Source organism: Pseudacidovorax sp. DMC4 (assembly GCF_056314265.1).
This window is the reverse complement of the sequence record NZ_JBQUYR010000002.1, coordinates 257597-283694: the sequence shown is the minus strand read 5'-3', so window position 1 is coordinate 283694 and position 26098 is coordinate 257597. Positions and strand designations below refer to the sequence as shown.

Here is a 26098-nt window from a genome sequence, read left to right as displayed (position 1 = left end):
GTCCTGGGGATGCGGAACCGCCGATTGTGCGCAAGGTGCCTCAGACCAGCTTCAAGTCGCGCGCCGCCACGCCCGGAAAGACCCGCGCCACCTGCTGGGGCGACAGCCCGTACATGCGCTGGAACAGCCCGCCGAGCACCGCGCGGTATTCGTTGAGCACCGGCCAGTCGCGGTTCTGGAACAGCGTCTGCGCCGTCAGCGCCTGCTGCGTGCCGACGATGTGCCCACCCGCCGAAGCCGCCAGTCCGCCACCGAGCACCCAGTAGACCGTGCCGTGGCCATGGTCCGTGCCCTTGTTGCCGTTCTCGCGGAAGGTGCGGCCGAATTGGCTGATGACCACCACCACGGTCTCGCGCCAGGCGTCCTCGCCGAGTTCCTCGGCAAAGCCATTCACGCCCCGGCCCAGTTCCTCCAGCCGGTTGGCCAGGTAGCCCGTGCTGCCGCCCTGGTTGACGTGCGTGTCCCAGCCGCCCACATCCACGAAGCCCAGGTCGAAGCGCTCGCGCATCAGACGCGCCATGCGGCGCGCGACCAGCTCGAAACCCTTGGCGCTGATGGCATTGCGGCTGGCCTGGTCCATCTCGGCCTGGATGCTGCGGCGCAACTCGGCCTGCAGCGCGAAGCCCTCGGAGACCGCACTCTGCAGCGGGCTTTTCGCATACATGCCGGCGATGTCCTCGACCTGCCGCGCACCCAGGCCCTGCCCGCCCGGGTTGCCCATGCCGATGTTGCCCACGCGCACCGTGCCGCGCAGCGAAAGCGGCAACTGGTCGGTGAAGGCGATGGGCGTGACCTCCTGGAGCGGTCCGCCGCCCAGCACCTGCGCCAGCCGGTTGAGAAAGCCGGAGCCGTAGTCGCGCCGCCCCGTCAGGGCCTGGCCCAGCTCGATGCCGTCCTGCGTCTCGAAATGGCTGCGCGTCAGGTCGTCGGTGCCGGCAAAGGGGATGAAGGCGGCCTGGCCACGCTGGAACAACGGCATCAGGCTGCCCGCCAGGGCCGGGTGCAGGCCCCAGTCCGCATCGAGCGCCAGGGCGCCGCCCGCCTGCCCCGGCCGGGGCACGGCGATGGACGGCCGGCTCTGGTAGTAGAAGTCGCTGCCCGTGGGCACGAGGAAGTTGCAGCAGTCGTAGGCCCCGCGCAGGAACACCACCAGCAGGCGAGTGCCTTCAGCAGCGGGTGCGGCGAGCAGACGGCCGACGGGTGCTGCCAGGGAGAGCGCGGCCCCCGCCTGCAGCAGGCGTCGGCGGGACGGCGATGAGGGTGCGGAGATGGGCATTGAAGGACTCCTTCTTCAGGCTGGGACAGGCCGCGGTACTCTCGCCCCGCAGGGCGTCCGGGCGGCGGCCAGACGCGGCCCGGCTTGCGGTGCCGGGCAGTTCATCGGTACATCCGTTCCGGCGACGCGAGCAGGTAGGTGTTCCAGTCCTGCGCGGACGCCGCCTTCGCCAGCGCCTGCCGGGTGGTGGCACCCAGCGTGGGTTCGATGCGGCGCACGGCCTCGGCCTGCGCCATGGCGGGATAGGGCGGCTTCTCCAGCGGCGCGCGCGGCTCGGCGCGGAACAGCACCGCGCCATTGCTGCCCAGCGAACGGGCAACGTCGAAGCGCGCATTCATCTGGCCGGCGCTGGCCCAATCCTGCTGCCGGAGGGGATAGCCATCGGGCGTGTCGTGCGCGTGGGGCGCCTCGCCCAGGCGATTGACCCAGCCCATGAGCGGCCCGATGTCGCTGGCCACCCGATCACCGTAGGCCAGCCGCACGCTGCCGATGGCGTACTGCAGCGGATCGCGGAACTTGCGGCCCAGCGAAGCCGTGAATTCGGGTGAGCCCAGCATGGTGCGCATGACGGCGGCGATGTCGCCATCGGTGCGCTCGAAGGTCCGGGTCATGCGCTCGACCAGGGCGGGCGGCGGATCGTCCGCGACGAAGTAGGTGGCCAGCTTGCGGGAGATGTGCCGGGCGGTGGCAGGCGCGCGGGCCAGCCGGTCCAGCGCCTCGTCGACCTCCGCCAGGCCGCTGGCGTGAAGCGGCGCGCCCAGCAGCGTCTTGGGGTTGCGGTCATGGCGGGCGGGGTTGAACTCGAAGACGCCGCGGCGCACCCACTGCCCGGCCAGCGCCGGCGGCAGGCGCGGCGGCGGCGCGTCCAGCGGCTGCAGGTTGGTGCCCAGCCCAGTGAGCACGCGCGCCATCTCCTGTACATCGCCCTGGGTGTAGCCGCCATCCACGCCCAGCGTGTGCAGCTCCATCATCTCGCGCGCCAGGTTCTCGTTGATGCGGCCGGCGGCGTTCTGCGGGTTGTCCAGGTACACCAGCATGGCCGGGTGCAGCTCGACCGCACCGAGCAGGTCGCGGAAGCGACCCAGCGCATGCGGCCGGATGGCGCTGTCCTCGTAGTCGGCGAGCAGCGCCCGCGTCTTCTGCACGCTGACATAGAAGTGGTTGGCCCAGAACCAGCTCATCACCTCGCGCAGCTGGTCGGGGCTGTAGAGGGCGCGCAGCAGGAAGCGCTGCTGCGTCTCGCGTCCCGCCTGGCCCAGGGCCTGCTGCCACGCCTGGCGCGCCGCGAGGCGCTCGCCCTCCTCCGGCAGCGCGTCGGCGGCGCGGCGCTGGGCGTCCAGCCTCAGCGCCAGGGCACCGCCCGGCTCGGCGCTGATGCTCATGGCGTCGATCTTCTGCTGGGCCGCGGGCGGCAGCGGCGCACCTGCGACATCCGGACGCAGCTGGTCATCGATCCAGCGGGCCAGGCCCAGGCGGTCGACCCGGGCCACGGTGTCGCTGCTGACGCCCCAGCTCAGGCGATCGATCCAGGCCAGTTGGGCGACAGGCGCAGACGGCACCGGCAGGGAGCGGCCGGGCGACGCGCAGCCCCACAGCAGCACGGCCGCACACAGCGCCGCGCCACAGGCACGAAGACGGGAAAAGCGCTGCATGGGATCTCCTGACGAGGTGGCCTGCACGATGCCGGATCAACCCGCGCGATGCCGCTGGCGTTGACGCGCCGCCACCGCAACAAATGTAAAGATCTGGGAACAGGCGAACCTGACCGGCCGGCACTCCTCACACACAGGCAGGCCCGGCACGGCGAGCGGTGGCGCGCGCCCCATGTCCTACACCGGCCGGGGGCCCCGGCGCACCGCGGCCCGACCCGGGCCTTGCGATGCTCGCCGCCTTTCAACCGGATCCACCATGCGCCGCCTCTGGGAAATCGACGCGCTGCGCGGGCTGATGCTCGTGCTGATGACCGTCACGCACCTGCCGTCGCGGCTCACCGACCCGTTGGGCCAGCCCTTCGGCTTCGTCTCGGCGGCCGAGGGTTTCGTGCTGCTGTCGGCCTTCGTGTGCGGCCTGGTGTACGGTGGCATCGGCCACCAGAAGGGCGTGGCGGCCATGCGGCAGGCCTTCTGGCGGCGCGCGGTGACGGTCTATCTGTGCCAGGCGGCGCTGCTGCTGTTCCTCTTTTTCGTGATCGCAGGGCTGGGCCTGCGGGCCGATCAGCCGGCGGTGCACGAACGGGTGCGCTACTTCATCGCCTATCCGCACCAGGCCTTCGTCTGGGCACTGGCGTTGGTGCACGAGCCGGCCCTTCTCGACATCCTGCCCATGTACATCCTGTTCATGCTGGCCAGCCCCTGGGTCATGGCCTACGGCATGCGCCATGGCTGGAAGCGGCCGCTGATGGTGAGCGCCGGCCTTTGGCTGCTGGCGCAATTCGGCTTCACCAACCTTCTGTACCGCGCGGCGCAGGCACTGCTCGGCATTCCAGTGCCCATCGACGAGACGGGCTCCTTCGATTCGCTGGCCTGGCAGTTCCTGTGGTTCGCCGGGCTATGGTTGGGCTGCAGCCGGCACGATGCGCTGCCCCCGAAGCTCGAATTCCCGGCGGGCGTCGTGCGCGCGGCCGTGGTCACGGTCATCGTGGTGATGCTGTGGCGCCATCTGGGCCCCACCGGCCAGGCGCCCTTCGGCAGCCACGATACGCTCAACGAGTGGTTCGACAAGTGGCGACTGGCGCCGCTGCGCCTGCTGAACCTGGTGGCCATCGGCATCGTGGTCCTGCGCTACGGACCCACCTGGCTGAAGCACCTGCCCCGCCCGCGCGTGCTGGAGACGCTGGGCAGTGCCTCCCTCTCCGTGTTCTGCGCCCACCTGGTCGCCGTGTTCGTGGTCCTGGTGGTCTGGGGTGGCGACTTCCACGTCCGGCCCTGGTGGGGCGATGCGCTGATGCTGGGCGTGGTCTTCGGCGCCCTCTATGGGGTGGCCATCGGCGTGGCCCGATGGGAGGCGCGGGTCAAGCCTCCATCACGGAAGAAGGCTGCGCGCCCGCAATCTGCCTGAGCGCCCGCTCGAACACCTCGGGCGGCTGGCCGCCGGAGATCAGGTGCTGCCGGTTGAGGATGATGGCCGGCACCGAATGGATGCCCGCCTGTGTGAACATGCGTTCGGTCGCACGCACCTCGTCGGTGAACTCGTCGCTGGCCAGGAGGGCCCGGGCACGCTCGGCGTCGAGGCCCGCCTCGGCCGCCAGCCGCACCAGCAGTTCATGATCGGCCGGGCTCAGGCCGTCGAGGAAGTAGGCCTTGAACAGCGCCTTCTTCAAGGCCAGCTGCTTGTCCGAGCCTTCCAGCTCGGCCCAGTGCAGCAGGCGATGGGCATCGAAGGTGTTCCACACCCGCTTGCGCATGTCGAGGTTGAAGGGAAAGCCCACCGCCTCGCCGCGCTGGCGCAGCACCTCGCCGTTGGCACGCACCTGGGTCTCGTCGATGCCGTACTTGCGCATCAGGTGCTCGATGGAATCCTCGCCCTCGGCCACCATGTCCGGATTGAGTTCGAAAGGCTGGAAATGCAGGTCGACCTGGACGTCCGGCGCCACGCGCGCCATGGCGGTCTGGAGCGAAGCCAGGCCGACGGCGCACCAGGGGCAGGACACATCGGAGACGAAATCAATGCGCAGGGTGTTCATGCGCGCCATTCTGCGTTCGGCCGGCCACACCTGCACCGTCCAGGCCTTTGGGTCATCCTGCCTGAGGACGCGGCCAGGCCAGGCGTTCAGCTGCGCCGGGTGCGCTGCAGGCGAGGCAGCCAGCCATAGGCGATGCCGACCAGCGCCGCCCCCGCCAGCAGCAGTGGCAGCACCATCGGCCAGGCTCCCGCCGAATAGCGCGCATCCACGAACAGCGCCGCCGTCTGCCCGGCGCAGAAGGCCACCAGCATCATCAGGAAGCCCGACCACGACACGGCCCGTCCCGCCAGGTGCGGCAGGTCGCCCACCGCGCCCGCCTGGCCGCAGGGCTGGTGGATGCCATGGCCCATCACATACACCGCATGTCCGGCCAGCAGCGGCAAGGGCGAATGCGGCAGCAGCAGGCAGCCGAGCGCCTGGATGCTCGCACCGGTCAGGCTGAGCACCGAGCCGATCTGCACCGTGCGCACCGGCCCCACCCGGGACAGCAGCCGCCGGCACAGCAGCGTGCTGCTGATGTAGACGACGGAACCGCCCGCCGGCACCCAGCCGTACATGACTGGCGACATGCCGAGGTAGCCGATGTAGACCATGGGCGACAGCAGCAGGAAGCAGAACAGCCCGCCATAGGTGCAGGCCGCCAGCGAGGCCCAGGCGCGGAAAGGCCGGTTGCGCCAGACCTCCCGCGCGCTGCCACGGGGCGCGGAGGCATCGGGTGCGTCCAGGGCGCCGGCCAGCATCGGCCGGTGCGTCTCGGCGAAGGAATGCCAGCACAGCCCCAGCAGCACCAGCGCGTAGATCGCCATGCCCACCAGCACCCAGCGCCAGCCCAGGGCCTCCACGCCCCAGGCGCCCAGCAGCGGTGACATCAGCGCCACCACGCCAAGGCCCGTCAGCCCGCGGGCCATCACCTGCGGCCCCTGGTGGGCGGGGTACAGGTCGCGCACCGCGGCCCGCGAGCACACCAGGATGGCGGCCATGGCAAAGCCCTGCACCGCCCGGCCGGCCGCCAGCAGCAGCACGCTGCCCGCCAGCGCGCAGCCCAGGGCCGCGACGGCATAGGCGCCCAGGCCCGCCAGCAGCACCGGCCGCCGGCCGAAGCGGTCGGCCAGCGGGCCGCACAGCAATTGCGCCACGCCGAAGGCCAGGATGAAGACCGTCAGGCTGCTGCTGGCCGAGCCCAGGTCGCGCGCGATCTCGGGCAGCGCGGGCAGGTAGCTGTCGGTGGCCACCGGCTGCGCGGCCAGCAGCAGCGGCAGCAGCATGGCGAAGGCGAGGCCCCGGCGCGGCTGGACGGGCAGTGCGCCGCTCATGCCCGGCGCTCCATCGCCACTGCACGCCACGCGCACAGGGTGCCGACCACGGCCAGGGCCGTCGCGGCCCAGAACATGACCACATAACCCATCTGCTGCGCCACCGCCCCGCCGGCCAGCATGCCCAGCACGCCACCCAGGCCGTAGCCGATCACGGTGAACAGCGCCTGCCCCCGCCCGCGCAGCCGCCCCGGAAAGTGCTCCGTCACCATCGCGATGCAGGTGGTGTGGTGCGCCGCGAAGCTCAGGGCATGCAGCATCTGCCCCAGCACCAGCGCCCAGACCCACTGGCCCAGCCCGGCGGTCAGGCCCATGCGCAGCACGGCGGCCACGCCGCACAGCAGCAGCCACTGCGGCATGCGCAGCCGCCGCACCACTCGGCCCTGCAGCCCGAACCAGGCCACTTCGGCCGCCACCGACAGCGCCCAGAGCGCGCCGATGGCCGCCTTGTCGTAGCCGATCGAATCGAGGTAGAGCGAGAAGAAGCCGTAGATGGCGAAGTGCGCCGTGACATGAAAGAACAGCGAGGCGAAGAACCAGCGCACCACCGGCCGCTGCAGCACCGGCCCGACCGGCTCGTGCACTCCGCCGCGGGCAGCCACGGGCTCGCGGTGATCGGGCAGCCTGAGCGTGGCGAAGAGCACCAGCCCCAGCGTGACCAGCGCCCAGCCCGGGAAGTGCCCCATGCCGAAGCGGTCGAACCAGGCCCCGGCCAGGAACACGGTCACCAGAAAGCCCGCCGAACCGCACAGCCGGATGCGTCCATAGCGGCCCCAGTCCCCCGCCACCAGGTGCGCCAGCGCCGCCTCGGTGAGCGACATCATCGAGCTGGTGTGGGTGAACATGACCAGCAGCACCAGCGCGATCCACCAGTGCCCGCCACTCCACCAGAGCCCCAGCGATGCCGCCATGGCGACCGCCGCACTGATGCGCAGCAGCTTCACGCGCTCGCCCGTGCGGTCCGACAGCGTGCCCCAGGCATAGGGCGCGAACACCCGGGTGAAGGACTGCACCGAGGTCAGCAGGCTGATGGTGAAGATCGGCAGCCCCAGGCTCTGCAGCCACAGCGGCAGGTAGGGGTTGAAGAAACCGATGTGGGCGAAATAGCTGGCCGACAGCCCCGCGAAGGCGAGCAGCGGACGCCGGCTGGCGGCGGCAGAGGGCGTGGTGGCCGGGTCGGCCACTACAGGAAGGAGGCCTGCAGGCCCTCCGGTCGGTCGGCCTGGGCCTTGTCGCCTCGCACCACAGGAAAGGCCGCGCCCGGCTCGCCGCACTGGGCGCGCTGGCGCAAGGCGTGTTCCATCACCACCAGCGCCAGCATGGCCTCGGCGATGGGCGTGGCGCGGATGCCCACGCACGGATCGTGGCGGCCCTTGGTCACCACCTCGACCGGCCGGCCGTCCACGTCCACGGAAGTACGGGGCGTGGTGATCGAGCTGGTCGGCTTGATGGCGATGGCCACCTCCAGGTCCTGCCCCGTGCTGATGCCGCCCAGCACGCCGCCCGCATTGTTGCTGTCGAAGCCGTCGGGCCGCATGGCGTCGCCGTGCATGCTGCCGCGCTGCGTCACGCTGGCGAAACCGGCGCCGATCTCCACGCCCTTGACGGCGTTGATGCCCATCATGGCGTAGGCGATGTCGGCATCGAGCTTGTCGAACAGCGGCTGGCCCAGGCCGGCAGGCATGCCGGTGGCCACCACGCGCAGGCGGGCGCCGCAGGAGTCCTGCGCCTTGCGCAGCGCGTCCATGTAGGCCTCCAGGGCCGACACGTCGGCCACGGGCGCGAAGAAGGGGTTGTTGGGCACGTGGTCCCAGCTCTCGAAGCCGATCACCTGCTCGCCGATCTGCGTCATGCAGCCGCGGAACTCGGTGCCGTACTGCTCGCGCAGCCACTTCTTGGCCACCGCGCCGGCCGCCACCATCGGCGCCGTGAGGCGGGCCGACGAACGGCCGCCCCCGCGCGGATCGCGGATGCCGTACTTCTTGAAGTAGCTGAAGTCGGCATGGCCGGGGCGGAACTGGCGCGCGATCTCGCCGTAGTCCTTGCTGCGCTGGTCGGTGTTCTGGATCAGCAGCGCAATGGGTGTGCCGGTGGTCTTGCCTTCGTACACGCCGGAGAGTATCTGCACCGCATCGGGCTCGTTGCGCTGCGTGACGTGCCGGCTGGTGCCGGGCCGCCGGCGGTCCAGGTCGGGCTGGATGTCTGCCTCCGAAAGGGCCATGCCGGGGGGGCAGCCGTCGATGACGCAGCCGATCGCGGGGCCGTGGGATTCGCCGAAGTTGGTCACCGCGAACAGGGTGCCGAAGGTGTTGCCGCTCATAGGCGCGCGATTATCGGTGCGTGTCGATACCGGGGCGTCCTGCTGCGGGAACGCTTTATGCATGTTGCGGCGCAGCACCCACCCAGGAAGGAGCGCGCCCCATGTTGGATCGGACCACCACGGAGTTCTCGCACGTCAAGCCCGGCGACACCGACTACCAGTCGGGCGGGCTGCGGGACTTTTTCCTCTACCGGGACCTCGGCATCGCCGAGGCCACCCATGGCAAGGTGATCGCGCACCTGGTCAAGGCCAACATGGCGCCCGAAACGGGCACCGGCTGGCACCGGCACGAGGCGGACTTCCAGATCGTCATCATGGTCAAGGGCTGGGCCCGCTTCATGTACGAGGACAAGGAAACGCTGGTGGAGGCCGGCGACGTGGTGCACCAGCGCCCGGGCATCCGCCACTACCTGTTCGACTACTCGCCCGACATGGAGTATCTGGAGATCGTCTCGCCGGCCGACTTCAAGAGCGTGGACGTCGAGCCCGTCTGCGAGGTGCCGGCGCCCACGCCCTGGAAGTAGCCATCTGCCGGCACGTCGTCGGTGACCACGGGCACGAGCCCCAGGGCCAGCCCATTCACGCGCCGCGCTGCCCCAGGCCCAGGTAGGTGTCGATGATGCGGCGGTCATGCAGCAGCGCGTCGGCCGGGCCTTGCAGCGCCACGCGGCCGGTCTCCAGCACATAGCCGCGGTCGGCCACCTGCAGGGCGGCGCGCGCGTTCTGCTCCACCAGCAGCACCGACACGCCCTGCGACCGCAACGCCCCCACCACCTGCAGCACCTCGCACACGATCAGCGGCGCCAGGCCCAGGGAGGGCTCGTCCAGCATCAGCAGTCGGGGGCGCGCCATCAGGGCACGGCCGATGGCGAGCATCTGGCGCTCGCCGCCCGAGAGCGTGCTGGCCCACTGGGTCCGCCGCTCCTGAAGCCGCGGAAAGATGGCGAACACCTCGGCCATGCGGGCGCGCTGGTCCCGGCGGCCCGTGCGCCAGCGGTAGAAGCCGCCGAGCAGCAGGTTGTCCTCGACCGACATCTCGCCGAAGAGCTCGCGCCGCTCGGGCACCAGCGCCACGCCGCGCGCCACCATGGCCTCGACGCTGGGCCGCGGGATCAGCTCGCCGGCCAGCCGCAGCCGGCCGCGCGAAGGCAGCAGCCCCATGGCCGCCGCCAGCAGCGTGGTCTTGCCCGCGCCGTTGGGCCCGATGACGGTGACGATCTCGCCCTCGTCGATGTGCAGGGCCACGCCGTGCACGGCCTCGACGGAGCCGTAGGCGACGTGAAAGTCCTCCAGCGCCAGCACGGGCCGGGCGGTGCCGGGCCGCGCCTCAACCTCGGCGGCGTCGCCGGCGGCAGCCAGACGGGCGCTCATGCGGCCGGCTCCAGCACCGCGGAGTCCGCGGGGGCCGAGGTCGGAGGCGCGGCCGGTTCCGCACTGCCCAGGTAGGCATCCAGTACGCGCGGATTGCGCTGCACCTCGGCCGGCGTTCCCTCGGCGATGACGGTGCCGAACTCCAGCACCGTCACGCGGTCGGCCAGGTTCATCACGAACTCCATGTCATGTTCCACCACCAGGATGCCCAGGCCCTCGTCGCGCAGTTGCGCCAGCAGGCCGGCCAGTGCCTGTTTCTCCAGGTGGCGCAGGCCGGCGGCGGGCTCGTCCAGCAGCAGCGCCACCGGGTTGCCCGCCAGGGCGCGTGCGATCTCGACCACCCGCTGCTGGCCCAGCGCCAGCGAGGCCGCCGGCCGGTCGGCGAAGGCCCCCAGGCCGCAGCGCTCGATCTGCCGGCGGGCCTCGGCCAGCAGGGCCGCCTCTTCGGCCCGGTCCAGCCGCAGCATCGCAGCCCACCAGCCGCGCCGGCCGCGCAGGTGGGCGCCCAGCGCCACGTTCTCTAGCACGCTGCGCTCGCCCAGCAGGCGCACATGCTGGAAGGTGCGGCCCAGCCCGCGGGCCGCGAACTCGCGCGAGGGCCGGCCCTGCATGGGCGCGTCCAGCAGGCGCACCTCGCCCTCGCTCGGGTCGTCCACGCCCGACACCATGTTGAAGAAGGTGCTCTTGCCCGCGCCATTGGGGCCGATCAGCGCATGCACCTCCCCGGCCCGCAGCGTCAGGTCGACGGCGCTGTTGGCCACCAGGCCGCCGAAGCGCTTGGTGACGGCACGCGCCTCCAGCAGCAGCGCGCCCGCCGGCTGCATGGCCCGCGCCGGCAATGCGCGAGCCGGCGCCGCGGCGGGCCCTTCGCGTTCGGGCCGGAGCCAGCGTCCGCCCCACCGCGCCAGCGTGGGCCACAGGCCCTCGGCGAAGCGCTGCAGCACCAGCACCATCAGCAGGCCGAAGACGATCTGCTCGAAGTTGCCGCTGGCGCCGAGCAGCCGGGGCAGCCAGTCCTGCAACTGCTCCTTGAGCAGCGTGATGAGCATGGCGCCCAGCACAGCGCCCCACAGATGACCCGCGCCGCCGACCACGGCCATGAACAGGTATTCGATGCCCACGTTCAGGCCGAAAGGCGTCGGATTGACGAAGCGCTGCATGTGCGCATAGAGCCAGCCCGAGAGCGCCGCGAGCAGCGCTGCCAGGACGAAGACGCGGGCACGCTGCCGCGCCGTGTCCACGCCCATCGACTCCGCCATCAGCCGGCCCGACTTGAGCGCCCGGATGGCCCGCCCCTCCCGCGAATCCAGCAGGTTGTGCAGCGCCCACAGGGCCAGCAGCAGCACCAGCCAGATCACCGGCCCCAGCACCCGCGGCGAGGCCAGCGAGATACCGAAGACGCTGAGCGCCGGCAGACCGGTGATGCCCGTCTGCCCGCCCAGCGCCTGCAGGTTGCCGAACAGGTAGTACAGCCCCAGCCCCCAGGCGATGGTGCACAGCGGCAGGTAATGGCCCGAGAGCTTGACGGTGATGCCGCCCAGCGCCCAGGCCAGCACGAAGGTGAGCGCCAGCCCGAGCGCCAGCCCCACCCAGGGCCACAGCGGCGGCGGCAGCGCCGAGAGCGCCGCGGCGGCCGTGGGCGATGTGCAGACCCAGGCCGTGGCATAGGCGCCGATGGCCACGAAGGCCGCCTGCCCGAAGGAGGTCATGCCGCCCACGCCGGTGAGCATGACCAGCCCGGCCGCCACCAGGGCGTACAGCCCGATGTAGCTGAACACCGTGGCGGTGAACTCGGGCAGCAGCGGCCAGGCCGCGGCCAGCGCCGCCACGAACAGCAGCGTAAGGTGCCGGCGGGTCATTCCTCGTCCTCCACATGGCGGCTGCGCAGCGAACGCCACCACAGCACCGGAATGATCAGCGTGAACACCAGCACCTCCTTGAAGGCGCTGGCCCAGAAGGAGGAGAAGGCCTCCAGCTGGCCCACGATGAGCGCGCCCGCCAGCGCCACCGGATAGCTCGCGAGCCCGCCCACGATGGCGGCCACGAAGCCCTTGAGGCCGATCAGGAAGCCGGTGTCGTAGTAGACGGTCGTCAGCGGTGCCACCAGCAGGCCGCCCACGGCGCCGATCAGCGCCGCCAGCGCAAAGCTCAGGTCGCCCGACAGATCGGCCGGAATGCCCATGAGCCGCGCGCCCACGCGGTTCATGGCCACGGCGCGCAGCGCCTTGCCCACGATGGAGCGTTCGAAGAACATGAACATCAGCACCACCAGCAGCACCGCCACCCCCACCACCACGAGCGACTGCCCGGCCACGGTCACGCCGCCCCAGTCGAATCGGGCCTCGGAGAAGGCCGGCGTTCGCGAGCCCTCGGCGCCGAAGAACAGCAGGCCCAGCCCCACCAGCACGCCATGCAGTGCCACGGACACGATCAGCAGGATCAGCACGCTCGCCCGCGCCAGCGGACGGTAGGCCAGGCGGTAGAGCAGCGGGCCCAGCGGCGCCACCACCAGCAGCGTCGCCAGCGACTGGCCCCACAGCGAGGCCGGCCGCCACAGCAGCACCACGGCACAGGCCAGCAGCGGCAGCACCACCGTCCAGGCCAGCGTCGCCCGCCATTCCACGACCGCGCCGCGCCGGGCACGCCAGAGCTCCAGCAGCAGCACCGCCACGGCCAGCACCAGCAGCAGCCACAGGGTGCCCGGCACCTTGCCGGTGCCGAGCGCCGCCATCGACAGCGCGCCGAAGGCCACCAGTTCGCCCTGCGGAATGAAGATGACGCGCGTGACCGAGAACACCAGCACCAGCGCGAGCGCCATCAGCGCATAGATGGCGCCGTTGACGATCCCGTCCTGGCCCAGCAGCAGGGCGATCTGGAGGTCCATGCCGTTCAGGGCACGTACTTCCAGGTGCCGTTCTGGATGGTCACCATCACCCGGGCGCGGTTGTCGAGGCCGAGGTGGTCGGTGGGCGCCATGCTGAAGACGCCATGCGCGCCGGGCACTTCCTTGATCTGCTCCAGCGCGTCGCGCAGCGCGGCGCGGAACTCGGGCGTGCCCGGCTGCGCCTTCTTGAGCGCCTCGGGCACGGCGGCCTGCAGCATCAGGCCGGCATCCCACGCATGGCCGCCGAAGGCCGCGGTACTGCCCTTGCCGTGGGCCGCCTCGTAGGCGGACACATAGGCCATGGCCGACTTCTTGACCGGGTTGCTGTCGGGCAGTTGCTCGGCCACCAGCATGGGCCCCGCGGGAAGGATGGTGCCTTCCACGTCCTTGCCGCCCACGCGCAGGAAGTCGGCATTCGCCACGCCATGCGTCTGGTAGACCTTGCCCTTGTAGCCGCGCTCGGCCAGCGTCTTCTGCGGCAGCGCAGCCGGCGTGCCCGAGCCGGCGATCAGCACGGCCTCCGGATTGGCGGACATGAGCTTGAGCGCCTGGCCCGTCACCGAGGTGTCGGTGCGCGCATAGCGCTCGTTGGCCGCCAGCTTGATGCCCTTGGCCGCGGCGGCCTTGGAGAAGACCTCGTACCAGCCCTCGCCATAGGCGTCGGAGAAGCCGATGAAGCCGACCGACTTCACGCCCCGGGCCGCCATGTGGTCGACGATGGCCTGCGCCATCATGTCGTCGTTCTGCGGGGTCTTGAAGACCCACTTCTTCTTGTCGTCCATGGGCGAGATGATCCGGGCCGATGCGGCCAAGCTGATCATCGGCACGCGCGCCTCGGCGGCCACGTCGATCATGGCCAGCGAGTTGGGCGTGACGCTGGAGCCGACGATCACGTCGGCCTTGTTGTCGGCGATCAGCTTGCGGGTGTTGTTGACCGCGGTGGTGGTGTCGCTGGCATCGTCGAGCACCACGTAGTTGACCTTCTGCCCGCCGATGGTCTTGGGCATGAGGGCGATGGTGTTCTTCTGCGGAATGCCCAACGAGGCCGCCGGGCCCGTGGTCGACAGCGTGACGCCCACCGTCAGGTCGGCCCACGACAGGCTGGCCGCGCAGGCCAGCGCGGCGGCGGCGAGCGCCTGGATCTTGAACTTCATGGCTTGTCTCCTTCTGTACTTTCTCGGTCTGGCAGAAAACGCCGGGGCGCGTCGCCCCGCGGCGTGCGAAAGGTGCCGCCGGTCAGCCGGTCGGCGCCGGATCGGTGTCGGAATCGGAAGCGGCAATGGGAACGTCCACCGGCCGACGCGCAGCGTCGGGCAGGCGCACCGCCGGCAGCCCGCCCAGGAACAGGTCGGCCACCACGGGCGCCATGTCCTCGTAGTCCAGCGGGCCGTCGGGCTTCATCCAGGTGAACATCCAGTTGATCATCCCGAACAGCAGCATGGTCAGCGGCATGCCCATCAGCGTGTCCTGCAGGTCGGGCCGCAGGGCCGCCACGGCCCGCGCGAAACCGCGCACCACGGCGCGCTCCTTGTCGAGCACGCGCTGGCGGTCTTCGGGCTCCAGGAAGCGCACGTCCTCGGTGAGCACGCGGTGGGCGCTCTGCGCAGTGGCGTACTCGCGCACCAGCCGCAGGATCAGCTCGCGCATGCGGGCCTCGGGCGGCATCTCGCCGGCCCACACCTCCGAGACGATGGCATCGAGCCGGCTCACATGGGCCTCGGCGATGCTCACGAGCAGCGTGTACTTGTCCTTGTAGTAGTGGTAGAGCGTGGGCTTGGACAGGCCGCAGGCCTCGGCCACCTGGTTCATCGAGGTGGCGGGATAGCCCCGCCGCGCGAACAGCAGCCCGGCCTGCGCCAGGATGGTCTCGCGTTGTTCGTCGTAGCCTGCTGCGCGTCCTCGTGCCATCCCTGCGTTCCCGTCAACGTTCGTCGAACGAGAGTACCACCCGGTCCGTGGTGGGATGGGCCTGGCAGGTGAGCACGAAGCCGGCCTGCACCTCCGCCTTGTCGAGGGCGAAATTGCGCCCCATGCGCACCGCGCCTTCGAGCACCTTGGCGCGGCAGGTGCCGCACACGCCCGAGGTGCACGAATACGGCACCTCCACACCGGCCGCCGCCGCGCAGTCGAGGATGCTGGGCTGGTCACGGCGGAACTCGATCTCGCGCGAGAGCCCATCGCGCACGATGACCACCCTTGCCTGCTCGGCATCGCCCGGCAGTGCCTCGTGCATCACGGCGCCGACGGCTCCGGGGGCGGTGGCCGGCTGGGCGATGCCGAAGCGCTCCACATGGATCGCCGACCCCGGCACGCCGGCCGCGCGCAATGCCGCCTCGGCCTCGTCGTTCATCTGGTAGGGCCCGCAGATGTAGGCATGGTCGATGGACCAGGCCGGCACCAGCGTGCGCAGGAAGTCGCCCACCTTCTCGCGGTCGAGCACGCCGCTGTTGATGGGCGCGTCGGTGTGCTCGTTCGAGAACACATGGTGCAGGACCAGCCGGCTCAGGTAGCGGTTCTTGAGGTCCTCCAGCTCCTCCTTGAACATGGTGGAACGCAACTGCCGGTTGCCGTAGATCAGCGTGAAGCGGCTGCCGGGCTCGCGCGCCAGCACGGTCTTCATGATCGACAGGATGGGCGTGATGCCGCTGCCGCCAGCGACGCCCAGGTGGTGCCGGCGCTCCTCGGGCGCCAACGGCACGAAGAAGCGGCCCTGCGGCGCCATGACGGCGATCTCGTCGCCGGGCCGCAGCTGGGCGTTGATCCAGTTGGAGAACACGCCGCCGCGCACCTTGCGCACGCCCACGCGCAGCACGCCATCGTCCACGCCGGCACAGATCGAATACGAGCGGCGCAGGTCCTGCCCGTCGATCTGCTTGCGCAGGGTGAGGTACTGGCCCTGGGTGAAGCCGAAGGTCTGGCGCAGCTCGGGCGGCACGTCGAAGCTGACGATCACCGCCTCGGCGGTATCGGGCTCCACGGTCCGCACGCGCAGGGAATGGAACAGGGGCGTCATAGCGGCTTGAAATGCTCGAAGGGTTCGCGACAGGCAATGCAGCGGTAGAGCGCCTTGCAGGCGGTGGCACCGAAGGCGGACAGCCGCTCGGTCTCGGGGCTGCTGCAGCGCGGACAGGCGACCATGGGCGTGGCGCCGCGGCGCCCCACCAGCCGCACCGGCACGCCCTGGCCCGCCGCCACCGGGCCCGGGGGCGCGATGCCGTACTCGCGCAGCTTGCGGCGGCCGTCCTCGCTGATCCAGTCCGTGGTCCAGGCCGGCGCGCGGAGCAACACGGTCTGCACCGGGCCCAGGCCGGCGGCCTCGATCGCATCGCGCACGCTCTGCGCGATCACCTCCGTGGCAGGACAGCCGGAATAGGTCGGCGTCAGCACCACGGTCAGGCCGCCGGCGTCGACGCGAATTTCGCGCACCAGGCCCAGGTCGCACACCGACAGCGCCGGTACCTCCGGGTCGGGCACGTCGGCCAGCACAGCCCAGGCACGCGCCATGCGCGCGGCCTGTTGCGGCACCGAAGCCGGCGTGGGCACGGCCGCCGTCGTGCTCACCACACGCCTCCGGGGTACGCCCGCTGCAACTGCTGCATCTCGGCCAGGATGTAGCCCATGTGCTCGCTGTGCACGCCGCGCTTGCCGGTGCTGAGGAAGGCCGTGTGCGCAGGCATGGGCAGCGAGGCCTCGGCCAGCACCTCGGCCATTGCGGCCTCCCAGTCGGGGCGCAGCGCGCTCCAGCGCGGGCCCAGGCCGCTGGCGGCGGCGGCCTCGTCCACCGCGTCGTCGGCGAAGAGTTCGGCGGCATAGGGCCACAGCCGCTCCAGCGCGGCCACCATGCGCCGGCGCGACTCCGCCGTGCCGTCGCCCAGGCGCACCACCCAGTCGGCGGCATGCTGCTGGTGGTAGCGCGCCTCCTTCACGGCCTTGCCGGCGATGGCCGCCAGCTCGGCGTCGGTGGAGTCCTGCAGCCGCGTCCACAGCAGGTGGAAGAAGGTGGCGGCCATGGTGTTGCGCAACACGGCGAGCGCGAAGTCGCCGGGCCGGCCCGGGCCATTGGGCAGCTCCACCAGCGTCACGTTGCGGTAGTCGCGCTCGTCGCGCAGGAAGGCGAGCTGGTCCTCGTCATGGCCGCGGCCCTCGACGGCGCCGGCATGGCTCAGCACCGCGCGGGCCTGGCCGATCAGGTCCAGCGCCATGTTGGCCAGCGCGATGTCCTCTTCCAGCACCGGCGCGTGACCGGCCCATTCGCCCAGCCGCTGGCCGAGGATGAGGGCGGTGTCGCCGATGCGCAGCAGGTACTGCAGCGGCGCGTCCTGGGCGATCTCGATGGAGGCTTGCATGTGGTGTCTCCCGTCGGTGCTCACATGTGGTCCACCGCGCCGGGCAGCGTGTAGAAGGTGGGATGGCGGTAGACCTTGTCCTCCATCGGGTCGAAGTACATGTCCTTGTCGCCGGGATCGCTGGCGACGATCTGGTCGGCCCGCACCACCCACACGCTGGTGCCCTCCTGCCGGCGCGTGTACACGTCGCGCGCCAGCTGGATGGCCATGCGCGCGTCGGCAGCATGCAGGCTGCCGCAGTGCTTGTGGTCCAGGCCGGCCTTGGTGCGCACGAAGACCTCCCACAGCGGCCACTCGGCGCGGGGCGGTTGCGCCCGGCTTGCGTTGCCCACGGGTCTGGCTTCGGCCTCGCCTGCGATGCGGTCGCCCTTCGCGTCGGGGGTGTGCTCGCTCATGCGGCCTCCTTGAATTGCTCTTCCTGCTTGCGGGCATGGGCCAGGGCGGCTTCGCGCACCCAGGCGCCCTCCTCCCAGGCCTTCACGCGGGCGGCCAGGCGCTCGCGGTTGCAGGGGCCGTCGCCGGCGATGACGCGCCAGAACTCGGCCCAGTCGATGGCACCGAAGTCGTGGTGCTGGCGCGCCTCGTTCCACTTCAGCGCGGGGTCGGGCAGGGTCACGCCCAGCACGCGGGCCTGCTCGACGGCGGCGTCGACGAACTTCTGCCGCAGCTCGTCGTTGGACACGCGCTTGATGCCCCAGCGCATGGACTGCGCCGTGTTGGGGCTCTGGTCGTCGGGCGGGCCGAACATCATCACCGAGGGCCACCACCAGCGATCGACGGCGTCCTGCACCATGGCCTTCTGCGCCTCGGTGCCCTGCTGCATCATGGTCAGCAGGCTTTCGAAGCCCTGGCGCTGATGGAAGCTCTCCTCCCGGCAGATGCGCACCATGGCGCGGGCATAGGGCGCATAGGAGCAGCGGCAGATGGGCACCTGGTTCATGATGGCCGCGCCGTCCACCAGCCAGCCGATGGCGCCCACGTCGGCCCAGGTGAGCGTGGGGTAGTTGAAGATCGAGCTGTACTTGGCCTTGCCGCTGTGCAGGGCCTCCAGCATCTGGTCGCGCGAGGTGCCCAGCGTCTCGGCCGCGGCATACAGGTACAGGCCGTGGCCGCCCTCGTCCTGCACCTTGGCCAGCAGGATGGCCTTGCGCTTGAGCGTCGGTGCGCGGGTGATCCAGTTGCCCTCGGGCAGCATGCCGACGATCTCGGAATGCGCATGCTGGCTGATCTGGCGCACCAGCGTCCGGCGGTAGTGCTCCGGCATCCAGTCCTTGGCCTCGATGAAGGCGCCGTCGTCGATGCGCGCATCGAAGCGGGCCTCCAACAGGGCCTCCTGGGCGGAGCGCACGGGCTTGCGGGCGTCGGCGTCCTTGCCGGCGGTGTCCATGGCCTGGGTGTACATGGGGCGGTCCTTCCTGTGGTTTGCGTGGGGGCGGACGAAGGCCGGTCAGCGGGCCTTGGCGCGTTCGTCGAAGACCCGGCGTGCCTTGCCGGTGAGCGTGCGCTCGATGCCATCGGGCGGCAGCACGTTGACGGTGGTGCTGATGCCGATCAGCGTCTTGATGCGGTGCTGCACCCAGCCGGCCACCTCCGCCGCACTCGCGGCGGCCGCGGCCTCGGGCTGCAGCTCGCAGCGCACCTCCACCGTGTCCAGGTGGCCATCCCGGCGCACCACCAGCTGGTACTGGCCGGAGAGCTGCGGGTGCTGCAGCACGATCTCCTCCACCTGCGTGGGAAAGACATTGACGCCACGGATGATCAGCATGTCGTCGCTGCGGCCGACGATCTTGCCCATGCGCCGGAAGGCGCGGGCGGTGGGCGGCAGCAGCCGCGTGAGGTCGCGCGTGCGGTAGCGCACGATGGGCAGGGCCTCCTTGGTGAGCGTGGTGAAGACCAGCTCGCCCTCCTCTCCGTCGGGCAGCACCTCACCGGTCTCGGGGTCGATGATCTCGGGATAGAAGTGGTCTTCCCAGATCACCGGGCCGTCCTTCGACTCGATGCATTCGCTGGCCACACCCGGGCCCATGACCTCGGACAGGCCATAGATGTCCACCGCATCGATGCCGGCACGGCCCTCGATCTCGCGGCGCATGGCCTCGGTCCAGGGCTCGGCGCCGAAGATGCCGACCCTGAGCGAGCAGTCGCGCGCGTCCAGGCCCTGGCGCGCGAACTCCTCGACGATCACCTGCATGTAGCTGGGCGTGACCATGATGATCGACGGCTTCAGGTCGCGGATCATCTGCACCTGCTTCTCGGTCTGCCCGCCCGACATGGGAATGGCGGTGCAGCCCAGCCGCTCCACCCCGTAGTGCGCCCCCAGGCCGCCGGTGAACAGGCCGTAGCCGTAGGCCACGTGGATCAGGTCGCCGGCCCGGCCGCCCGCGGCGCGGATGGAGCGGGCCACCAGGTCGGCCCAGCGGTCGATGTCGCCGGCGGTGTAGCCCACCACCGTGGGCTTGCCCGTGGTGCCCGACGAGGCATGGATGCGCGCCAGCCGCTCGCGCGGCACGGCCAGCATGCCGAAGGGATAGTGGTCGCGCAGGTCGCTCTTGACGGTGAAGGGGAACTTCGCCAGGTCCGACAACTGCCGCAGGTCCGACGGATGCACGCCCCGCTCGTCGAAGGCGCGGCGGTAGTGCGGCACGTTCTCGTAGACGTTCTCCAGCGTGGCGCGCAGGCGCTGCAACTGCAGCGCGGCGATCTCGTCGCGGCTGGCGGTCTCGATGGGTTCCAGGTCGCCGGGGGCCGGCTGCTTGACGGGCATGGGTCGTCTCCTTGCGGGCAAATCGGTCAGCGCGGTACCGCGGGCCGGCCGCGGGCGGTGTAGGAGCGGCCGCGGAACACCGCCATGCGCTCGCCGCGCTGGTTGGTCACGACCACGTCGTACACGCCGGTGCGCCCGGTCTTCGAGACCTCGGTGCACCGCGCTTCCAGACGGTCGCCCAGACGGGCCGGCGCGACGAAGTCCACGCCGAAGCCCGAGGCCACGGTGAGTTCGTCGTAGGCATTGCAGGCGTAGGCGAAGGCGGTGTCGGCCAGCGTCGCGATCAGGCCGCCGTGGCAGATGTCGTGGCCGTTGAGCATGTCCTCGCGCACGCTCATGGCGGCCGTGGCTGCACCGGGCGAAATGGCGGCGATGGCGATGCCCAGCGCATGCAGGGCCCGGTCGTTGGCGGCCATGCCGTCGCGCACGGCGTCGGCGATCTGCTGGGGCGTAGGGGATGCGGCCATGGCGGCTTCAGCGGTCGGTGAACTGCGGGGCACGGCGGGCGCCGAAGGCGGCCACGCCTTCCTGGTAGTCGCGGGCACGCCCGAGCTCGCCCTGCAGGCGGGCCTCCTGGGCCAGGGCGGCCTCCAGATCCAGCGCCTGCGCCGCATCGAAGGCCGTGCGCGTGGCGACCAGGGCCTTCACCGGCATGGCGGCCAGCCGGCGGGCCAGTTGCTGCGCCTCCTCCGCCAAAGCGGCATCGTCGACCACGCGCCAGATCAGGCCGATACGCTCGGCTTCCTCGGCCGGCAGCTTGTCGCCCAGCAGGCCCAGGCCCAGCGCGCGCGCACGGCCCACCAGCCTCGGCAGCAGCCAGGTGCCACCCGCGTCGGGCACCAGGCCGATCTTGGCAAAGGCCTGGATGAAGCTGGCCGAGCGCCCCGCCAGGACAAGGTCCGCACACAGCGCGAGGTTGGCGCCGGCGCCCGCGGCCACGCCGTTGACGGCCGCCACCACCGGCACCGGCATGCTGCGCAGGCGCAGCACCAGCGGACGGTAGAAGCGGTCGATGACCTCGCCCAGGTCCTTGGGCGCGCCGCCAGGCTCGGGGGCCACGGCGGGATCGGCCAGATCCTGGCCGGCGCAGAAGCCGCGGCCGGCGCCGGTGAGCACCAGCGCGCGCACGCCGACATCCGCCGCAGCGCGCTCCAGCGCGTCCATGAGCGCGTGGTGCATGGCCTGGGTGAAGCTGTTGAGCGCAGAGGGGCGGTTGAGCGTCAGGGTGCGCACGGCATCGGCCGTGCTCTCGATCACCAGGGCGTCGGACATGGGGCGTCTCCGGGATTGTTCGGGGGTCGCTTCGCCGAATTACTTTCGACCGACCGGTCGGCTTATCTTAAGATTGCTACGCTGTTTGACGCAAGTCAGCACACCCCGAGAAAACCCGTGTCAGCGCCGTGCCGTTCGGTGCTGCGCCCGAAGGAGACCTTGCGCAATGCCCTGCTATGCCATCGAAGGCGTGGTGCCCGTCGTGGACCCGAGCGCCTATGTGCATCCCACCGCCGTGCTGATCGGCGACGTCCACGTCGGCCCGGGCTGCTATGTCGGGCCCGCGGCCTGCCTGCGTGGCGACTTCGGCCGTGTGGTGCTGGAGGCCGGCTCCAACGTGCAGGACACCTGCGTGATCCACGGCTTTCCCGAGCGCGACACGGTGGTGCGCGAGAACGGCCACATCGGCCACGGCGCCGTGCTGCACAGCTGCGTGGTCGGCCGCGATGCGCTGGTGGGCATGAATGCCGTGGTGATGGACGAGGCCGTGGTCGGCGAGCGCACCATCGTGGCCGCCTGCGCATTCGTGCCCGCGGGCATGCAGATCCCCGATGCCAGCCTGGTGGCCGGCGTGCCCGCACGCGTCAAGCGACCGCTGACCGAGCAGGAGATCGCGTGGAAGCGCGAAGGTACCCTCACCTACCAGGACCTCACCCGCCGCTGCCTGGCCACGATGGAAGAGGTCGCGCCGCTGGCCCGGGCCGAGGCCGACCGGCCCCGCCTGAAAGCACCCGACGTGCAGCCGCTCATCGCCACCCGCCGCGGCTGAAGCGCAGCATCCATCCACCCGTTCGCAACCACTCCAGGAGACCCCCCATGATCCGTGTCAGCGTCCTCTACCCCTTCACCGAAGGCGCCCGCTTCGACCACGACTACTACCGCGACAAGCACATGCCCATGATCCAGGCCCGCATGGGTGCGGCCTGCCTGGGCTACCGCATCGACCGCGGCCTGTCGGGGCCGGCGCCCGGCTCCAAGCCGGCCTTCGAGGCCATGTGCCACATCGACTGCGAATCGATCGAAGCCTTCCAGGCCGCCTTCGGCCCGCATGCCAAGGAGATCAACGGCGACGTGAAGAACTACACCGACATCCGGCCGACGATGCAGATCAGCCAGGCGGGCTGAACGCCATCGCCCCACCGGATTCAAGGCATTCCTGGGATTTCGGCTTTTCCTGAAATGCCAGCACGCACAATCGGCGAATGCCCCACAGCCGCCCTGCCGACCCGCGCCCTGCCCTGCCCGAACTCCACCGCCAGTTCGTCGACCACTTCGGCGAGATGGGCAGCCGCTGGGGCATCAACCGCACGGTGGGCCAGATCTATGCCCTGCTCTTCCTGTCGCAGCGGCCCCTCAATGCCGAGGAGATCAGCGAGACGCTGTCCTTCTCGCGCTCCAACGTGAGCATGGGGCTCAAGGAACTCCAGGCCTGGCGGCTGGTGCAGCTGCGGCATCTGGCAGGCGACCGGCGCGAGTATTTCGAGACGCCGGGCGAGGTGTGGGACATCTTCCGCGTGCTGGCCGAGGAACGCCGCCGCCGCGAGATCGAGCCCACGCTCTCGATGCTGCGCAACGCCCTGTTGCAGGAGCCGGCCACCGAGGAGGAGCGCCATGCCCAGCAGCGCATGCGCGAGATGCACGACCTGATCGACCGGCTGGTGCGCTGGTTCGACGACGTGCAGCGCCTGTCGCCCGACACGGCCATGCGGCTCATGGGCATGGGCGCCGCGGTGACGCGGGTGCTGGACCTCACCGGGCGGCTGACCAGCGGCGGCCGAGGGCGCAAGGACGCCGACGGCGAATAGGCGAGACCACCGGTCGCAAGCAGAAAGGGCTGCATCGCTGCAGCCCTTTTGCTCGGTTGGCCAGATGCCGCCGCGTGTCGCCGCGGGCGGCCCTTGTGGTTGGACTCAGTCCTTGCCCTTGAGCGCGTCCTTGGCCTTGTCGGCCGAGTTCTTGGAGCGGTTCTTGTGGTACTCCGACTTGACGTTGTTGACCGCCTTGCCCACCGGCCCGCTCTTCTTGGCGTCGCTCTCGGCGCGCTTCTGGTCGATCTTGTGCTCGGCGGCGTCCGACGCCTCCGATGCGGCCTTGCCGAGCTGGGCATGGCTGGCGCCGGCAAAGGCGATCAGGGACAGGGCGGTGGCTATACCGAAAAAGGTTTGACGCATGGTGTTCTCCGAATCTGTGAGCGATGCACCAAGCGTGCCTGCCGCGGGCCAGGCCGGGCTGTCGGCCATCGCGCCATCGTCGTGACCGAAGCGGCAGTGCGCGCTCGCAGGCCATCGGGCGATCACGGGGCGCGCCATCCGTCTATGTGAACGGACTCCATGCGCGAGCCAGCGCGTCCTGGCTGGCCGGGGGCAGCACACCCAGTCGCACCCAGCCCGGCATGCCGAAGCTGCCGCAGTCGCGCAGCTTCATGCCCTGCGCACGCAGGTCCCGCAACGCCTCGTCGAGGGACGGCGCGCCTGGCCTGGCACAGAAGAAGTTGGCGACGCCGGGCGCCACCTGCCAGCCCATCGCTTCGCAGTGCGCGATCTGGCGCTGCTTCCATTGCCGAAGGCGCGGCAGGCATTGCGTCGAAAGCCAGTCCTGGACGGCCGGCTCGGTCCAGGCCCGGAGCATGGCCTCGGCATGGGCGCCCAGAGGCCACGACGGTGCCAGGGCGTGCAGGTCCTGGACCAGCCGGTCGGGCGCCTCGGCCGGTGCGATGGCATAGGCGCCACGCACCCCCGTCAGCCCCAGGGCCTTGTTGGGCGTCCACAGCTGCCAGCACCGGTCGCGCTGCGCCGCGCTCAACGCCGAGGCGCCCTCCAGCCGCAGAGGGACGTAGGCGCAGTCCAGGACCAACGCCGTGCCCGGTGGCAGGGCATCGAGCCGGGCTGGCAGATCCGCCACGGCGTCGCCGCGCGGGGAGGACGGCTCGCAGGCCCAGGCCAGGACCGGCGGCCGATCGTCACCGAGCGCCAGCGACTCGCCGACAACCTGTACCGGCAGTCCATGGGCTTCGGCCGCCCGCCGGTAGTCGCCATAGGCGGCCGCTGGCACCTGCACCGGCCCTTCGCCCCGACGGCGCAGGGCCACGGCCGCCGTGATGCGCACGATGAACTCGCTCGCGCTGGCGGCCACCAGCACCCGTTCGGGAGCGACGCCGTGCCACGCGGCCAGCCGGGCGCGCAGTGCCGTGGCCGCCGGGTCCGGATAGCGCGTGGGATCGGCCTGCCGCAGCGCCTGCATCACCGCCGCGCAGGGTCCGCAGGCGTTGGCGTTGGTGGAGAAGTCGTGCACCGGCACGCCCTGCGCGTCCGGCCCCCCGTGGACCATGGGCCTCATCGCGCCTGCCCCAGCCAGACGAGCGCCAGCGTGGCCAGCGCGCCTGCCATCGGCACGGCACGCCCTGCCAGGAGGAGTGCCCGCTGCGTGTCCCGCGCCTGCGGCGCGCGGCCGCCCGCGTGGAGCACGTAGACCCCGGGCTTGCGCAGATGCACGCCCAGCAGCAGCGCCATTGCGCCCATGGGCCAGCCCCCATTGGGCGACGGCGTGCGCGCCGCTTCCCGCCGCAGCCCGGCGAGCCAGCGCCCGGCGGCCAGCATCAGCAGCAGGGCCGTGAGCCGGGCCGGCAGCCAGGACAGGGCGTCGTCCGCCCGCGCCGCCCATGTGCCGGCCCAGGTCCAGTCCCGGCCGCCGCGCTCGCCGCGGTAGCCCCACATGGCGTCCGCCGTGTTGGCGAAGCGGTAGAGCGCGGCGCCCGGCAGGCCGGCGATGGCGAACCAGAACAGCGGCGCCACCACCGAATCGTTGAGGTTCTCGGCCAGCGACTCGATGGCGCTCTCGCGCACCTCGCCGGCATCCAGCCGCTGCACATCGCGGCTCACCAGGCGGGCGAGGCGTTCACGGCCTTCGGGGAGCGAACGCCCCAGCGCCGCCTCCACCGCCGCCACCTCGTCACGCAGCATGCGCCAGGCCAGCAGCGGCTTGAGGCACAGCGCGAGCGCCACCGTGGCCAGCACCGCGGGCAAGGCGCCGGCGGCCCGTTGCAGGGCCCAGCCCAGCACCGTCGCCACGAAGGCGCCCACGAGCCACGCCAGCGCGCCGCGCACCAAGGGCCCGGCACGCCGCGCGTCGCCCGGCAGCGGCGCCACATGGCGTCCGGCCCAGCCCAGCCAGCGGCCCATGCCCACCACCGGATGCATGCGCGCCGGCGGCTCGCCCAGCCAGCGGTCGACGGCGAGCGCCAGCCAGAGCGCGGCGGCGAGCACGACCAGGCCGTCCGTCACGGGGGACTAATCCTCGATGCCGCGCTGCGCCGGGATGCCCGCATCGAAGGCATGCTTGACCTTGCGCATTTCGGTCACGGTGTCGGCGATGTCGATCAGCTCCTGCGGGCAGCGCCGGCCGGTGAGCACCACGCTCACCGACGAGGGCCGCTGCGTCAGTACCTCGATCACCGGCTCCAGCGGCAGCCAGCCGTAGATCAGCGGATAGGTGATCTCGTCCAGCACCACCAGGAAGTGCTCGCCCGAGCTGATGGCCGCCGCCGCCCGGCTCCAGCCATCGCGCGCCAGCTGGGCGGAGCGCTCCAGGTCCTGGCTCTTCCAGCTGAAGCCGTCGCCCAGGCCTTCGATGGGCAGGCCCAGTTGCTCGAACACGCGGTGCTCGCCGAAGCGCGCGCTGGGCACCTTCATGAACTGGAAGATGCGCACCGGCTTGCCGCGGCCGTGGGCCCGGATGGCCAGGCCGAAGGCGGCGGTGCTCTTGCCCTTCCCATCGCCGGTGTTGACGATCAGCAGCCCGCGGCGCTCGCCTTCGGGCTTCTCGTAGGGCTTGGACTGGGGCGGGGTTTCGGTCTGCATGATGGGTTCTCGGA

The 26098-nt window shown here is 71.1% G+C and carries 28 protein-coding genes; 5 read left to right on the top strand and 23 right to left on the bottom strand.

What is annotated here, in order from left to right; translation table 11 throughout:
• Positions 1 to 40: 40 nt before the first annotated feature.
• Positions 41 to 1276 carry a DUF1501 domain-containing protein gene (locus tag ACT54X_RS04965; protein ID WP_476345375.1) on the bottom strand — a complete coding sequence of 412 codons (1236 nt, stop codon included), beginning with the start codon at positions 1274 to 1276 and terminating at the stop codon, positions 41 to 43.
• Between the two features lie 101 nt (positions 1277 to 1377).
• A complete protein-coding gene (locus tag ACT54X_RS04960) occupies positions 1378 to 2928 on the bottom strand; it encodes a DUF1800 domain-containing protein (RefSeq protein ID WP_294374753.1) in 1551 nt (516 codons plus the stop codon).
• A 256-nt stretch (positions 2929 to 3184) separates the two neighbouring features.
• On the opposite strand from ACT54X_RS04960, the gene opgC reads away from it, so the two are divergent.
• Positions 3185 to 4333, top strand: a complete 1149-nt coding sequence (opgC, locus tag ACT54X_RS04955; RefSeq protein WP_294374749.1) for an OpgC domain-containing protein — start codon at positions 3185 to 3187, stop codon at positions 4331 to 4333.
• Here opgC and ACT54X_RS04950 read toward each other — a convergent pair.
• From ACT54X_RS04950 to aroC, 4 genes are all read right to left on the bottom strand, one after another.
• The gene (locus ACT54X_RS04950; protein ID WP_294374746.1) at positions 4287 to 4967 is read right to left on the bottom strand and encodes a DsbA family oxidoreductase; all 681 of its coding nucleotides are present in this window, start codon (positions 4965 to 4967) and stop codon (positions 4287 to 4289) included. The genes opgC and ACT54X_RS04950 overlap by 47 nt on opposite strands.
• Positions 4968 to 5044: 77 nt before the next feature.
• Entirely contained in the window at positions 5045 to 6271 is a 1227-nt protein-coding gene (locus tag ACT54X_RS04945) for an MFS transporter (protein ID WP_476345372.1), read from the bottom strand.
• A complete protein-coding gene (locus ACT54X_RS04940; protein WP_476345370.1) occupies positions 6268 to 7455 on the bottom strand; it encodes an MFS transporter in 1188 nt (395 codons plus the stop codon). The genes ACT54X_RS04945 and ACT54X_RS04940 overlap by 4 nt, the downstream gene beginning before the upstream one ends.
• Entirely contained in the window at positions 7455 to 8591 is a 1137-nt protein-coding gene (gene aroC, locus ACT54X_RS04935) for a chorismate synthase (RefSeq protein ID WP_234194039.1), read from the bottom strand. The genes ACT54X_RS04940 and aroC overlap by 1 nt, the downstream gene beginning before the upstream one ends.
• Positions 8592 to 8692: 101 nt before the next feature.
• On the opposite strand from aroC, the gene ACT54X_RS04930 reads away from it, so the two are divergent.
• Positions 8693 to 9115, top strand: a complete 423-nt coding sequence (locus ACT54X_RS04930) for a cupin domain-containing protein (protein WP_476345368.1) — start codon at positions 8693 to 8695, stop codon at positions 9113 to 9115.
• Positions 9116 to 9170: 55 nt separating this feature from the next.
• Here ACT54X_RS04930 and ACT54X_RS04925 read toward each other — a convergent pair whose 3' ends face one another.
• From ACT54X_RS04925 to ACT54X_RS04865, 13 genes are all read right to left on the bottom strand, one after another.
• Positions 9171 to 9962 carry an ABC transporter ATP-binding protein gene (locus ACT54X_RS04925; protein ID WP_476345366.1) on the bottom strand — a complete coding sequence of 264 codons (792 nt, stop codon included), beginning with the start codon at positions 9960 to 9962 and terminating at the stop codon, positions 9171 to 9173.
• Positions 9959 to 11821: a branched-chain amino acid ABC transporter ATP-binding protein/permease gene (locus ACT54X_RS04920; RefSeq protein WP_476345364.1), complete on the bottom strand. Its 1863-nt coding sequence runs from the start codon at positions 11819 to 11821 to the stop codon at positions 9959 to 9961. Before ACT54X_RS04920 ends, ACT54X_RS04925 begins: the two co-directional genes overlap by 4 nt.
• Positions 11818 to 12846, bottom strand: coding sequence for a branched-chain amino acid ABC transporter permease (locus tag ACT54X_RS04915; protein WP_476345362.1), 1029 nt, complete (start codon positions 12844 to 12846; stop codon positions 11818 to 11820). Before ACT54X_RS04915 ends, ACT54X_RS04920 begins: the two co-directional genes overlap by 4 nt.
• A 5-nt stretch (positions 12847 to 12851) precedes the next feature.
• Positions 12852 to 14000, bottom strand: coding sequence for an ABC transporter substrate-binding protein (locus ACT54X_RS04910; RefSeq protein WP_476345360.1), 1149 nt, complete (start codon positions 13998 to 14000; stop codon positions 12852 to 12854).
• Between the two features lie 82 nt (positions 14001 to 14082).
• Positions 14083 to 14754: a TetR/AcrR family transcriptional regulator gene (locus ACT54X_RS04905; RefSeq protein ID WP_294374725.1), complete on the bottom strand. Its 672-nt coding sequence runs from the start codon at positions 14752 to 14754 to the stop codon at positions 14083 to 14085.
• Between the two features lie 13 nt (positions 14755 to 14767).
• A complete protein-coding gene (gene paaE / locus ACT54X_RS04900) occupies positions 14768 to 15859 on the bottom strand; it encodes a 1,2-phenylacetyl-CoA epoxidase subunit PaaE (RefSeq protein ID WP_294374722.1) in 1092 nt (363 codons plus the stop codon).
• Complete coding sequence (paaD, locus tag ACT54X_RS04895; RefSeq protein ID WP_476345653.1) at positions 15856 to 16350, bottom strand: 1,2-phenylacetyl-CoA epoxidase subunit PaaD; 495 nt, start codon at positions 16348 to 16350, stop codon at positions 15856 to 15858. Before paaD ends, paaE begins: the two co-directional genes overlap by 4 nt.
• 53 nt (positions 16351 to 16403) lie before the next feature.
• Positions 16404 to 17192, bottom strand: a complete 789-nt coding sequence (gene paaC, locus ACT54X_RS04890) for a 1,2-phenylacetyl-CoA epoxidase subunit PaaC (RefSeq protein WP_476345358.1) — start codon at positions 17190 to 17192, stop codon at positions 16404 to 16406.
• Between the two features lie 20 nt (positions 17193 to 17212).
• Positions 17213 to 17524 (bottom strand): 1,2-phenylacetyl-CoA epoxidase subunit PaaB, encoded by a 312-nt coding sequence (gene paaB, locus ACT54X_RS04885; RefSeq protein ID WP_114804145.1) that lies wholly within the window; start codon positions 17522 to 17524, stop codon positions 17213 to 17215.
• Positions 17525 to 17583: 59 nt separating this feature from the next.
• Positions 17584 to 18594, bottom strand: coding sequence for a 1,2-phenylacetyl-CoA epoxidase subunit PaaA (gene paaA, locus ACT54X_RS04880; RefSeq protein WP_476345356.1), 1011 nt, complete (start codon positions 18592 to 18594; stop codon positions 17584 to 17586).
• Positions 18595 to 18639: 45 nt separating this feature from the next.
• Positions 18640 to 19956 carry a phenylacetate--CoA ligase PaaK gene (paaK, locus tag ACT54X_RS04875; protein WP_476345354.1) on the bottom strand — a complete coding sequence of 439 codons (1317 nt, stop codon included), beginning with the start codon at positions 19954 to 19956 and terminating at the stop codon, positions 18640 to 18642.
• A 26-nt stretch (positions 19957 to 19982) separates the two neighbouring features.
• Positions 19983 to 20423, bottom strand: a complete 441-nt coding sequence (gene paaI, locus ACT54X_RS04870) for a hydroxyphenylacetyl-CoA thioesterase PaaI (RefSeq protein WP_476345352.1) — start codon at positions 20421 to 20423, stop codon at positions 19983 to 19985.
• Positions 20424 to 20430: 7 nt separating this feature from the next.
• The gene (locus ACT54X_RS04865) at positions 20431 to 21228 is read right to left on the bottom strand and encodes an enoyl-CoA hydratase-related protein (RefSeq protein ID WP_476345350.1); all 798 of its coding nucleotides are present in this window, start codon (positions 21226 to 21228) and stop codon (positions 20431 to 20433) included.
• 166 nt (positions 21229 to 21394) lie between these two features.
• Here ACT54X_RS04865 and paaY point away from each other — a divergent pair, with 166 nt between their 5' ends.
• From paaY to ACT54X_RS04850, 3 genes are all read left to right on the top strand, one after another.
• A complete protein-coding gene (gene paaY / locus ACT54X_RS04860) occupies positions 21395 to 21997 on the top strand; it encodes a phenylacetic acid degradation protein PaaY (protein ID WP_234194019.1) in 603 nt (200 codons plus the stop codon).
• Positions 21998 to 22044: 47 nt separating this feature from the next.
• On the top strand, positions 22045 to 22353 hold the full coding sequence (locus ACT54X_RS04855; RefSeq protein ID WP_476345347.1) for an EthD family reductase: 309 nt from the start codon (positions 22045 to 22047) through the stop codon (positions 22351 to 22353).
• Between the two features lie 77 nt (positions 22354 to 22430).
• Positions 22431 to 23033, top strand: a complete 603-nt coding sequence (locus ACT54X_RS04850) for a GbsR/MarR family transcriptional regulator (RefSeq protein ID WP_017757888.1) — start codon at positions 22431 to 22433, stop codon at positions 23031 to 23033.
• Between the two features lie 105 nt (positions 23034 to 23138).
• On the opposite strand, the gene ACT54X_RS04845 is transcribed toward ACT54X_RS04850, so the two are convergent.
• From ACT54X_RS04845 to cobO, 4 genes are all read right to left on the bottom strand, one after another.
• Positions 23139 to 23399 carry a hypothetical protein gene (locus tag ACT54X_RS04845; protein ID WP_043112290.1) on the bottom strand — a complete coding sequence of 87 codons (261 nt, stop codon included), beginning with the start codon at positions 23397 to 23399 and terminating at the stop codon, positions 23139 to 23141.
• Between the two features lie 142 nt (positions 23400 to 23541).
• Entirely contained in the window at positions 23542 to 24564 is a 1023-nt protein-coding gene (locus ACT54X_RS04840) for an aminotransferase class I/II-fold pyridoxal phosphate-dependent enzyme (protein ID WP_476345345.1), read from the bottom strand.
• The gene (gene cbiB / locus ACT54X_RS04835) at positions 24561 to 25508 is read right to left on the bottom strand and encodes an adenosylcobinamide-phosphate synthase CbiB (protein WP_476345343.1); all 948 of its coding nucleotides are present in this window, start codon (positions 25506 to 25508) and stop codon (positions 24561 to 24563) included. Before cbiB ends, ACT54X_RS04840 begins: the two co-directional genes overlap by 4 nt.
• Before the next feature lie 6 nt (positions 25509 to 25514).
• Positions 25515 to 26084: a cob(I)yrinic acid a,c-diamide adenosyltransferase gene (gene cobO / locus ACT54X_RS04830; RefSeq protein WP_294374684.1), complete on the bottom strand. Its 570-nt coding sequence runs from the start codon at positions 26082 to 26084 to the stop codon at positions 25515 to 25517.
• Between the last annotated feature and the right edge of the window lie 14 nt (positions 26085 to 26098).